This is a genomic window from Flavobacterium sp. (assembly GCF_046317795.1).
In the GTDB taxonomy this organism is placed as follows: domain Bacteria; phylum Bacteroidota; class Bacteroidia; order Flavobacteriales; family Flavobacteriaceae; genus Flavobacterium.
The window spans coordinates 1-11,765 of the sequence record NZ_JBKCVI010000096.1 but is presented as its reverse complement, the minus strand read 5'-3'; the positions used below and the strand labels follow the sequence as shown (position 1 = coordinate 11,765).

General features: G+C 31.8%; 14 protein-coding genes. 9 read left to right on the top strand and 5 right to left on the bottom strand.

Annotation, left to right across the window (positions count from 1 at the left end; translation table 11 throughout):
• From ACK5ON_RS05810 to ACK5ON_RS05785, 6 genes are all read left to right on the top strand, one after another.
• Positions 1-104 (top strand): glycine cleavage T C-terminal barrel domain-containing protein (locus ACK5ON_RS05810; RefSeq protein WP_409820753.1); only part of this gene is annotated, 104 nt, incomplete at its 5' end.
• Positions 105-125: 21 nt separating this feature from the next.
• The gene (locus tag ACK5ON_RS05805; protein ID WP_409820751.1) at positions 126-2,144 is read left to right on the top strand and encodes a S41 family peptidase; all 2,019 of its coding nucleotides are present in this window, start codon (positions 126-128) and stop codon (positions 2,142-2,144) included.
• 110 nt (positions 2,145-2,254) lie between these two features.
• The gene (locus ACK5ON_RS05800) at positions 2,255-3,289 is read left to right on the top strand and encodes a hypothetical protein (RefSeq protein WP_396175463.1); all 1,035 of its coding nucleotides are present in this window, start codon (positions 2,255-2,257) and stop codon (positions 3,287-3,289) included.
• 67 nt (positions 3,290-3,356) lie between these two features.
• Positions 3,357-4,067 (top strand): YebC/PmpR family DNA-binding transcriptional regulator, encoded by a 711-nt coding sequence (locus tag ACK5ON_RS05795; protein ID WP_409820748.1) that lies wholly within the window; start codon positions 3,357-3,359, stop codon positions 4,065-4,067.
• A 234-nt stretch (positions 4,068-4,301) separates the two neighbouring features.
• Positions 4,302-5,051, top strand: coding sequence for an Asp/Glu racemase (locus ACK5ON_RS05790; RefSeq protein WP_409820746.1), 750 nt, complete (start codon positions 4,302-4,304; stop codon positions 5,049-5,051).
• 4 nt (positions 5,052-5,055) lie between these two features.
• Positions 5,056-5,301, top strand: coding sequence for a 4a-hydroxytetrahydrobiopterin dehydratase (locus ACK5ON_RS05785; protein ID WP_409820743.1), 246 nt, complete (start codon positions 5,056-5,058; stop codon positions 5,299-5,301).
• A gap of 102 nt (positions 5,302-5,403) precedes the next feature.
• On the opposite strand, the gene holA is transcribed toward ACK5ON_RS05785, so the two are convergent.
• Together holA and ACK5ON_RS05775 are read right to left on the bottom strand one after the other, a co-directional pair.
• On the bottom strand, positions 5,404-6,408 hold the full coding sequence (holA, locus tag ACK5ON_RS05780) for a DNA polymerase III subunit delta (RefSeq protein WP_409820741.1): 1,005 nt from the start codon (positions 6,406-6,408) through the stop codon (positions 5,404-5,406).
• A gap of 34 nt (positions 6,409-6,442) precedes the next feature.
• Complete coding sequence (locus tag ACK5ON_RS05775) at positions 6,443-6,832, bottom strand: four helix bundle protein (protein ID WP_409820739.1); 390 nt, start codon at positions 6,830-6,832, stop codon at positions 6,443-6,445.
• 38 nt (positions 6,833-6,870) lie between these two features.
• Between ACK5ON_RS05775 and ACK5ON_RS05770 the strand changes: the two genes are divergently transcribed.
• The 3 genes from ACK5ON_RS05770 to ACK5ON_RS05760 all read left to right on the top strand — a co-directional run bounded on the left by ACK5ON_RS05770 (position 6,871) and on the right by ACK5ON_RS05760 (position 9,376).
• A complete protein-coding gene (locus ACK5ON_RS05770) occupies positions 6,871-7,311 on the top strand; it encodes a type I restriction enzyme HsdR N-terminal domain-containing protein (protein ID WP_396172960.1) in 441 nt (146 codons plus the stop codon).
• A gap of 154 nt (positions 7,312-7,465) precedes the next feature.
• Entirely contained in the window at positions 7,466-8,461 is a 996-nt protein-coding gene (locus tag ACK5ON_RS05765) for a glycosyltransferase family 2 protein (protein ID WP_396172961.1), read from the top strand.
• A 78-nt stretch (positions 8,462-8,539) separates the two neighbouring features.
• Positions 8,540-9,376 (top strand): flagellar motor protein MotB, encoded by an 837-nt coding sequence (locus ACK5ON_RS05760; RefSeq protein ID WP_396172963.1) that lies wholly within the window; start codon positions 8,540-8,542, stop codon positions 9,374-9,376.
• Positions 9,377-9,449: 73 nt separating this feature from the next.
• Here the strand turns inward: ACK5ON_RS05760 and ACK5ON_RS05755 are convergent, their stop codons facing one another.
• The 3 genes from ACK5ON_RS05755 to ACK5ON_RS05745 form a co-directional block, all read right to left on the bottom strand.
• Complete coding sequence (locus ACK5ON_RS05755; protein ID WP_396172964.1) at positions 9,450-10,457, bottom strand: carboxypeptidase-like regulatory domain-containing protein; 1,008 nt, start codon at positions 10,455-10,457, stop codon at positions 9,450-9,452.
• Between the two features lie 2 nt (positions 10,458-10,459).
• Positions 10,460-11,080 (bottom strand): L-threonylcarbamoyladenylate synthase, encoded by a 621-nt coding sequence (locus ACK5ON_RS05750; protein WP_409820736.1) that lies wholly within the window; start codon positions 11,078-11,080, stop codon positions 10,460-10,462.
• Between the two features lie 94 nt (positions 11,081-11,174).
• Positions 11,175-11,765 (bottom strand): 3'-5' exonuclease (locus tag ACK5ON_RS05745; RefSeq protein WP_409820734.1); only part of this gene is annotated, 591 nt, incomplete at its 5' end.

The window sequence follows — 11,765 nt, the reverse complement described above, 5'->3', positions numbered from 1 at the left end:
ATGTAAAAACAGAGTTTTCGGCTGTTGGTTCTGATATTTTCATTGTGATTAGAGATAAAAAGATTGCTGCCAAAGTGGTAAAATTACCGTTTTATAAGAAATAATAATTCTTGATTAATGTAGCTTTGAGAAAAATATACTTATTAATTGCTTTGCTTCCTGTTTTTGCTTTTGCACAAAGCGAAAAAAATCCGTGTGAAACATTGTCAAAAATAAATACGTTAATTCAAGAAGAACATTACAAACCCAAAACTATTGATGATAGTTTATCGGTGTATGTTTTTAAATCTTTTTTAGAAACAATTGATGATGAAAATAGTATTTTTATTGAATCGGAAATTTCAGTTTTAAAGAAAAACGAATTCAAAATTGACGATTACATTAATAGTAAGAATTGTGCATTTTTAGATGAAATATACAATTCCTACACTAGAGCAGTAGACCGATACGAAAAAATTATTGCATCAATAAAGTCTGAGCCATTTCCTTATTCTAGTTCAGAAGTCATTCGTTTATCTAAAAAATCTTTTTCTTTTGTTAAAGATGAAAAAGAATTGAAAAATTTATGCAAAAAAAAATTACTTTTTGATGTCTTAAAAGATGTTGCAGGAAAAAGTAAAAACAAAGATTCTTTAGTAGCTAATTTTGATAAAATAGCTGCAATTTCAAAAGCAAAGATTTTTGAAACATATGCATGCAAAACCTCAAGTAATCGACTATCAAGAACTGAATTCAATTCCAAATTCTTTTCAGTATTTTGCTCCTATTTTGATCCACATACCGAATATTTTTCGGAAAGTGAAAAATCATCGTTTTTATCTATGGTGAGTGCTGACAACATGACTTTTGGATTGAATTTTTCGTTAAATGAAAAAGAAGAACTAACTGTTGATGAAATTATTCCTGGAAGTTCTGCTTATTTTACTGAGAAAGTTGATGCTGGTGATTTAGTATTGAAAATAAAATCCAAAAATGAGGAATTTGATATTGCATGCTCCTCTATTAATAAAGTAGCTGAAATAATTAGTTCCAATGATTATAAGACAGCTAATTTTACTTTGAAGAAGAAAAGTGGAGAAATTTATACTATTGATTTGGTAAAAAAAGTTATGAAAGATTATCAAAATAATGTGTACAGTTTTATCATTGAAAAAGATGGAAAAAAAACAGGTTATATAAGAATTCCGAGTTTCTATGCAACATTTGAAGACGGCAAAACCAATGTTAGTGATGATGTTGCTAAAGAAGTTTACAAACTTCAAAAAGACAATGTCGATGGGCTTATAATCGATTTAGAAAATAATGGCGGTGGTTCGATGGAAGAAGCCATGCGACTTACAGGTTTATTTATTGATATTGGTCCTATAGCTATTATGGATGATAACAAAGGAAACAAGCAAACTTTAAAAGATGTTAATCGCGGTACAATTTATAACGGTACTATGGTAGTTTTAATAAATGGATTTTCGGCATCGGCAAGTGAATTTTTCAGTAACGCAATGCAAGATTATAATCGTGCTGTTATAGTTGGAAATCAATCATTAGGCAAAGCATCAATGCAACGCATATTACCCATAGATGAAAGTCCGAATCCCAAAGAATTTATAAAATTAACCATTGAAAAATTCTATCGAATTACGGGAAAAAGCAACCAAACTATTGGCATTACACCAGATGTACAGATTCCTTCCTTATTTGATAAACAAATGCCAAGAGAAAATAGTTATCCAACAGCTTTAAAAAATGATGTTATTTCATCAAATTTACGATACAATTTGGTAATAAATGATAATGCAACTGCCATTCAAAAAAGCGAAAAAAGAGTTTCTGAAAATGTATCAGTAATGGCAATAACAAAGTTAAATGAAAAAATAAATGAATTATTTGACAAGGATTTACCTCCTATTACATTGCAATTTAACAACGTTTTCGATGAAGCCAATAAAATAAAATCACTTTGGAAAGAAATTGAGAAGATAAATGAAACGGAATACAACGTAAATGTTGAGCGCAATTCTGTTGATATTGAATACCAACAATTTGATGAGTATTTAAAGGCGAGTAATAAAGAAAAGATTGAAGCCATAAAAAGCAACATTCATATTGTGGAAGCATTAAATATTATTAACGATTTAAAAAAATAAATTATGAAATCGCCATTAACAAGAAGTTTGCGTAAGCAAACACCAATGAAGATTTAGCGATTACTCCCGATAGCTATCGGGAGACCTTAAAAAAACAAATATTATATACTATGAAACTAAAATTACTTTCCGTTTTCTTATTACTTTCAAATTTGAGTTTAACAGCTCAAGAATTCAAAACTCCTGTTGATTATTTGACCTTTATTAATAATGAACAACTTCAAATTTCAAAAAGCACATGGAAATATACACAAGCGGTGGCACATTCTAAAAGTGCGCGTCGTATTGATGCTACCCGAAAACAATTAATAAAAAGTATTGAGGTTTCGAGTAAAAAAATTGAAAATTTAACAAATGGCTACAAAGGTGATGTTGAATATAGAGATCAAACTGTTCATTTTTTTGACATTAGAAAAAAAAGCTTAAATGAAGAATATGAAAAACTGATTGACATGCAAGAAGTTGCCGAACAATCCTATGATGCTATGGAAGCTTATTTATTAACTCGAGATTTGGTTAATAAAAAGTTAGATGCCGAAAACGAAAATATGGAAAAAGCATTTAATGCATTTGCACTTAAATACAACATTACTATTAATAATGAAGAATCTGATTTAAGTAAAAAAATGCAATTATCAAATGAAGTTTTTGATTATCATACGGTTTTGTATTTAATTTTCTTTAAAGTTAATTTTACTGACAACAACTTATCAAAAGCAATTGAAGCCAAAGATTTAGGGAAAATTCAACAAAATGCAAGTAGTTTACTTCTTTTTGCCAATGAAGGTTTAGAAAAAATAAAAACCATTGCTCCTTTTCAAAAAGACGCTTCGCTTTTAAATGCAACCAAAGATGCTTTAGAATATTATAAAAAAGAGGCAGAGCAATTTGTACCAAATGTAGTAAGTTTTTTAATGTTTAATGATAAGTTTGAAAATGCCAAAAATACTTTAGAAGCAAAATCTGCCAAAGACAGAACCAAAGAAGAAATAGATAATTACAATGTAATGGTCAAACAATATAATAAAGAAGTTGATAATTTCAACAAAGCCAACAATGCTAATTTTCAAGAAAAAAATAAGAATATAAACTCTATAAATACAATTGGAGATAATTTTATTTCAAGGCATATTCCAAACGACTAATCTGATTTTAAATTAGATTTGTAAAAATAGAAATATCGCTTAATTTTGCAACATTAGATTAATAGTAATGGGAAGAGCATTCGAATTTAGAAAAGGAAGAAAAATGAAACGTTGGTCAGCAATGGCTAAAGCGTTTACTCGTATTGGAAAAGATATTGTAATGGCAGTAAAAGAAGGCGGCCCAAATCCGGAAGCCAACTCTCGTTTAAGAGCTGTTATACAGAATGCAAAATCGGCTAATATGCCGAAGGAAAATGTAGAAAGAGCCATTAAAAAAGCTACTGATAAAGATACTGCTAACTATAAAGAACAACTTTTTGAAGGTTATGCTCCACATGGTATTGCATTATTAATCGAAACCGCCACAGACAATAACAATAGAACTGTAGCCAATATTAGAAGTTATTTTAACAAATGCAACGGAACTCTAGGAACACAAGGTTCAGTAGAATTTATGTTTGATCACACGTGCAATTTTAGAATTCCAAATAACAACATCGATATTGAAGAAATGGAATTAGAATTCATTGATTTTGGTGCTGAAGAAATTTTTGCCGACGAAGACGGAATTTTGATTTATGCCCCTTTTGAGAGTTTTGGTGCTATTCAAAAGGAATTGGAAAGTCGTGGCATTGAAATTTTATCCTCAGGATTTGAAAGAATTCCACAAATAACCAAAAAACTAGATGAATCCGAAATGGCTGATGTTGAAAAACTAATCGAAAAAATTGAAGAAGATGATGACGTGATGAACGTGTATCATACTATGGAAGAATAAAAACGTACTTTTATAAAATAAAAAACTCCAAAGCAATTTGGAGTTTTTTTTATCTTATTGTTTAACGCAAAGTGGTTATTGAACTGTGACTATTTATTTAAGTTTATAAAAAGTATTTTTTTTTAAATCGAACTCAGTATAATTCAGTCCAAATATGCAAAATTAATTAATAATTTAAATTGAATCAATTATTTTCTCTACTTTCGGTTGCTAAAGTTTTTGAAATTTGATGATATGAAAAAATACAAAATAGGTCAAATCGTTCCTTCCTCTAATGTGACTATGGAAACTGAAATTCCAGCTATTTTCAGAGCCAGAGAGAGCATATTACCAGAACGCTTTACGTTTCACAGTAGCCGCATGCGCATGAAAAAAGTAACCAAAGAAGAATTAGAAGCCATGGATGCGATGAGTTTAAAATGCGCTCAAGAACTTTCAGATGCTCATGTTGATGTGATGGGTTATGCGTGTTTGGTCGCTATTATGAGTATGGGTCGCAGCTATCATTGTGTATCCGAAGTAAATTTACATCAGGAAACTGTTGCCAATGATTTTCCCACGCCTATTGTTACTTCCGCTGGTGCATTGATAAATGGCTTAAAAGTTCTAGGCGCCAAACAAATTTCAATTATCACACCCTACATGCGTCCGTTAACCGATATGGTAGTAGATTATATTGAACATCAGGGAATAAAAGTAAAACAAAGTATTGCCCTTGAAATTCCCGATAACCTCGAAGTGGCAGCACAAAACCCGATGAATTTATTGGAAATATATAAGCAACTGGATTTAACTGATGTGGATGTATTAGTCGTTTCGGCTTGTGTGCAAATGCCGTCGTTAGAAGCTGTCGATTTAATCCAAGCGGAATGTGGCATTCCGGTAACTTCGGCTGCCGTTTGTACGACTTATGAAATGATGAAGAAAATGGGTATTGAAGCTAAGTCTGCTATTGGTGGTGAATTACTAAACGGTAAATACTAAAATTATGGAATGGATTACTAAAGACGGAAAACTAGTCAACACCTTTGAATTTAAATCGCAAACAGATTTGGCCGAATTTGTATTGAAAATAGCCAAAAAAGCAGATAAAATGCATCATCATCCCGACTATAAAATTTTTAAAGCGTTCACTGTTGAAATCAAGTTATTCACTTATGATAAAAATGCTATAACTGCTTTAGATTACAAATTGTCCGAATTCATTTCTTCTCAGTTTAATTTGGAGGTGTAAAAAAATAAAAACATGATGAAACAGTTGTTCTTTCTAACTTTTAACGTTTTTCCCAAGAGATCACTATTTTAGAAATGTTCTTAAACAAAAAATATTACCACTTTAATTAAAAATCTTCACCAACATTTCTTTTAACATATCACTCGGTGGTAAAGCATTTGCACCTACTCCTTTACTTTTCACATCAATATCGCGAAGAGTAGCAATGACACTGCTCACTTTTCGCATTGGATAAATTTTTGCAGCACCAATATAATCGTTTACAAAATAAGGACTTACTCGTAGGACTTTGGCAACATTGGATGGAGACTTGTCTTTTAATCCGTGGTATAGCAACAAGCCAGAGAAGAATGAAAATACTTGTCCGTTAATTAAGACCATTGGATTTTCTTTTTGGTTTTGAGCAAAGTATTCGGCTATTTGGTAGGCCTTTAATTGGTTTTTATCGCCAATGGCTTTCCTAAATTCGAAGATGTTAAAGTCTTTGCTAAACCCAATATTTTCTTCAATATGGTTGGGCGTAATGGTGCTTCCTTTGGGTAATATAATCTCTAGTTTGGTAAGTTCATTAGCAATGCGGCTTAGGTCATTGCCTAAGAAAGCTACAAGCATAGCGTTAGCTTTGGGTTCTATGCTGTAACCTCTGCCTTGTAATACTCGGGAAATCCATTGTCCTACTTGGTTTTCATACATCTTTTTGCTTTCGTATACCAATCCGTGTTTATGAATGGTTTTATAGACTGTTTTACGTTTGTCAAGTGATTTATATTTATAGGCAATAACCAAAACCGTTGTAGGTTGTGGATTTTCAGCATAGGATTCAAGTTTGTCAATAGTTTTAACCAAGTTTTGCGCTTCTTTCACAATTACCACTTGGCGCTCAGCCATCATGGGGTAACGTTTGGCATTCGCTACTATATCTTCAACGGTAGTATCTACGCCATACACTACTATTTGATTGAAGTCTTTTTCGGCTTCAGATAAAATATTGTTTTCCAAATATTCGGTAATTCGGTCTATATAATACGGTTCTTCTCCCATCAGGAAATAAATAGGTTTGATATTACCGGCTTTGATATCGTTGATTATTTTTAGTACTTCGTCCATTGTATGTTTGTGGTTTATAGTTTTTGTTTTGTTGTTATTTAAACTTTAAAACTTTAATCTCACAGTTATTTAAATAATTCATCATGGCTGCTATTCGGTTTTTACATTCATCGGTCATGACGTTCAATTTTTCAAATTGTTCTTCTGAAATTAAATTTTTATCAAAAGCCCTATAATTTTGTGATTTGAGTTCGCCGCAAGAACCTTTAGCTATACTTAAAAATTGTATGAACTCTCTATTTCCATTTCGTTCAAAACCTTCTGCTATATTATCCATTACAGAACCTGAACTTCTATCCATTTGATTCATCAATGAATATCTTTTACCTAAATTTGTTTCTTCAAATAAACATTCAACAAATTTACAAATCGCTCTTCCTTGTTGCCAAATTTCTAAATCCTCAAATTTTAATATCTTCGCCATAACAATAAACTATAAACCAAAAACAATAAACATTAATAATGCAAAACCTCAACTTTCCTTCCTATAACTTTCGCTTCAAAAATAGTGAAAATAAAGTGTCTATTTTTGATGACATCAGGAAAAAGTTTATCATTCTTACACCCGAAGAATGGGTGCGTCAACATATTGTTCAATTTTTATTACAAGAGAAAAAATATCCAAAATCGTATATCAATGTTGAGAAACTAATTAAGGTAAATGACCTCAATAAACGTTATGATATTGTTGTTTTTAAACCCAATGGCGAACTTTTTTTATTGATTGAATGCAAATCGCCTGATGTAAAAATAACACAAGAAACCTTTGATCAAATTGCACGTTATAACTTGAAACTTAACGCACAATTTTTGATGGTAACTAATGGTCTAAATCATTACTTTTGCCAAATGGATTTTGAAAAAGAAACCTATATTTTTTTGGAAGAGTTGCCTTTTTTTTAGTCCTAACAGCTTTCCAAAACCTGTTAAGTCTGATTGATGTTTGTTAATACAAAAAGTATAGGAAAAGATATAGTTTTTAAAAAACTAAACAATAGTAAACAACTTTAAACCACATTAAACCAAATCAAACCATAAATCATAAAACCAAATAGACTTGAAAAAAATTGCCGTCGTAATACTAAACTGGAATGGAGCGAAACTGTTAGAGCAGTTTTTGCCTTCGGTTATTGAGCATTCAGATGTTGCTACTATTTATGTTGTTGACAATGCTTCTACTGACAGCTCTATTGAAGTGTTGAAAACAAAGTTTCCTTCGGTAAATATTATTCAAAATGATGGCAATTATGGTTTTGCCAAAGGATATAATGTGGCGTTGCAGCAGGTGGAAGAGGATTATTATGCCTTGGTAAACTCTGATGTAGAAGTAACCGAAGGTTGGCTCTCTCCTATCCTAACTGTTTTTGATAAAGAACTCAATGTAAGTATCATTCAACCTAAGATACTGGATTATAAAAACAAGGAGTACTTTGAATATGCTGGTGCAGCCGGAGGTTTTATTGACCAATATGGTTATCCGTTTTGCCGTGGGCGCATTTTTGATACGATTGAAAAAGACAACGGACAATATGATGACGAAACCGAAATTTTTTGGGCTAGTGGTGCCTGTTTTTTTATTCGGAAAGAAATTTATCGAAAACTAAATGGTTTTGACTGTGATTTCTTTGCGCATCAGGAAGAGATTGACTTGTGTTGGCGTGCTTTTAACATGGGTTACAAAGCGAAATATACTTCAAAATCGGTAATATATCATATTGGTGGAGCAACTTTAAAAGAGAGTAATCCGAAAAAGACATTCTTAAACTTTAGAAACTCGTTGTTGATGCTTACTAAGAATTTACCAAAACACAAATTGGCTTCTATTATTTTTGTGCGTCTTTTGCTCGATGGCTTAGCTGGAATACAATTTCTTTTTAAAGGAAAATTTAATCATTTTTGGGTAATTATTAAAGCTCATTTTCACTATTATCATTTAATAAACAAAACATTGAAGAAAAGGAAGGCACCCCAATCTGAAAATTATTATTACATCAAAAGTATTGTTTACAAGTACTTCGTGAAGAACGGCACTATTTTTGAAAAGCTATTTTAACAAGAGTTTATCATTTATTTAATCTCTTTTAATCTAAAATATTTCGTAATTTTGTTAAAATTTTAATCATTCTACCTTATGAAAAAAGTAATTGTTGCCCTTTCGTTAGTTCTTTTAACATTGACTTCATGTGTTTCTAAGAAGCAGTTTGCCGCATTAGAAGCAAAAAACAAAGAATGTCAAGATTTATTAAATTCCGCTACTGTAAAACTGAATGTATGCCTTTCTGAAAAAGATGCCCTTGCTAAACAAGCTGAATATTTGAAGCAAAACAATTCAGAATTAATAAACAGTTCAAAAGAGATGACTGTTTTGTCTACAAAAGGTGCTCAAAATATTGAAAAAGCATTGGAAACCATCAAAGAAAAGGATTTGAAAATTTCGAGAATGCAAGATGCTTTGACTAAAAAAGACAGTGTTACATTAGCATTAGTAACAAGTTTGAAAAGCTCTGTTGGAATTTCGGATCCCGATATTGAAGTTAACGTAGAAAAAGGCGTAGTTTTTATTTCTATTGCTGATAAATTGTTATTCAAAAGCGGTAGTTATACTGTGAGCGATAGAGCCAAAGAAATTTTAGGTAAAGTGGCCAAAGTTGTTAATGACAAACCCACATTTGAATGTATGGTTGAAGGTCACACTGATAATGTTCCTTACACTGGAACTGGTGTTTTGCTCGACAATTGGGATTTGAGTGTAAAACGTTCCACTGCTATCATTAGAGTATTGACAAAAGAATTAGGTGTTAATCCGGCGCAATTGATTGCTGCAGGTCGTGGTGAATTTATTCCATTAGTTGAAAATAATTCAGTCGATAACAGAGCTATTAATAGAAGAACAAGAATTGTTGTACTTCCAAAAATTGATGAATTCTATGAAATGATAGAAAAAGAAATGAAAAATCCAAAACAATAGTTTTTATAAAGAGAATAGAATATAGAACATAGAGAATAGACAAAAACGTCTCGAAAAATCGGGACGTTTTATTTTACATACCATAATTTAATGGCAACAAATCGCCTACAGATTTAGTTGAAATAGCTCCAGAAAAAGTAACATCTCTTAAACTAATATTATTTCCAAACTGATCAATATAGATGGTTTCAGTGGCAAACATTACTTGAGATTTTTCTCCATCATACAACAAACCAAATGAAGCAATATAATTGGAATTTAATTTTTGATTTTTTACAGCAACCCTGTATTTATCATTTTCAAAAGTGAGGGTAAAATGATCGGCTGGATTGGTAAGAAATCCTTTCGCAAAAAGTTGAAATTCATTTTTACCCCATACTCCATTAATTAAATTTCTAAAAAAATTCACTACAGATCCTTTATATGCTTTCTCCCTATTTTTTTCTATTTTGGAACTGTTTTTTGTTTCCTCATATTGGGATAATCCAGCATAATAACTTTGTGAAATTGCATGAGAATTTATACTTAAACATGAAAATTTTGTTTCAAAATCTACCAATTCATAGGTAATTTTATATCCCAATGATGGATTTATTATAATCAATGGCTTCTCTGAATAGGCCTTTAAAGTAAACGTTTCTTCATCATAATCAAACTCAATGTCCTTTTCGTTTTGAATAACAGTTTTCATCCCAAAATCTGTTATCCCAAGAAACCGCTCTTTAAAAATTTTCATTTTCTCTTTTCTCGAAAATCGATCTTTCCTAATAACGACTTCTCTGAGCTTGTTTTCTAATACCTCCATTAGAATTATCAATGGTTGGTCTGGAGAATATTGTTGAATATAAACTGTCTGATAACCAATATAACTTATAACAAGTGGCCGGTTTAATTTGCTATTATATGCCAAAACAAATTCTCCGTTCTCATTGGTAAGTGTTGCTAATGTTGTACCGTCATAATAAACTGATGTACTTGGCAAGGGTTGGTTTGAAGCATCTACAACTCTGCCTTTCAAGTACTGAGAGAAAGAAAGGTTGCATAGCAAACCAAAAAATAAAATTGTGAAGATTTTTTTCATAACTAAAAAATATCAATTTCCCCTTTTCCTTCTCGAACTACAATTGGTTCATAACCTGATAAGTCTATGATGGTTGAACCCACATTATCGCCATAGCCACCATCGATAACTAAATCTACTTTGTTTTGCCATTTCTCAAAAATAAGTTCTGGATCGGTCGAATATTCCAATACCTCATCTTCATCATGAATGGAAGTGGAAACTATTGGGTTGCCCAGCATTCTGACGATTTCCAGTGCAATATTGTTATCGGGAATCCGAATACCGACTGTTTTTTTCTTTCTAAACTCTTTGGGCAAATCGTTATTGCCTGGTAAAATAAAGGTGTAAGGTCCAGGCAAAGCTCGTTTTAAAATCTTGAAAGTGGCAGTGTCAATTTGTTTAACGTAATCGGATAAATTGCTTAAATCATGACAAATAAAAGAGAAGTTGGATTTCTCAAGTTTGATGTTTTTTATTTTAGCTATACGCTCCAACGCTTTAGTATTGGTAATATCACAACCCAAACCATAAACAGTATCCGTTGGATAAATCACCAAGCCGCCATTACGCAATACATCGACTACTTTTTTGATGGAAGTTTCGCTGGGTTTGTCTTCGTATATTTTGATGAATTCGGCCATTAATTAGTTTAAAAGTTTAAAATTGTTTAATAGTTTAAAGTTGATTTGTTAAACGGTTTTAAATCATTTTAAACAACTTTAAACTATTTTATTATCATATGACATCCAACTTGGCAAATCGAAGTAACAACTTCTTAATTCCGCCTACTTCAAACTTTATTTCGGCTTTTTTATCTGCGCCAATGCCTTCAAGGTTAACAATTTCACCTTTGCCAAATCGCTCATGCATCACGACATTGCCAACAGTTAGTTTGCTATCAAACAAATTAGTATTTGTTGGTGCATTGCCAACAGGTTTCAATTTACGGATATTTGCTGAGGGAATGGGTTCGTTACCATATTTTTTTGGTGGAATACCATCAACTGGTTTCGCTAATCGCAGTTTGGATTTATCCACATCGCCAAAAATATCCAAATCCATGCTTGGTTTATAACGATATCCAGTATCCATTGGATTGATATATTCTAAATACTCATCCTTGATTTCTTCAATAAATCGCGAAGGTTCGGCATCGGTGAGTTTTCCCCAACGGTAACGCGATTGCGCATACGTTAAATACGCTTGTTGTTCGGCACGCGTTAAGGCTACGTAGAATAATCGACGTTCTTCTTCTAATTCGCTTCGCGTATTCAAACTCATTGCACTTGGAAACAAATCTTCTTCTAATCCCACAATAAATACATG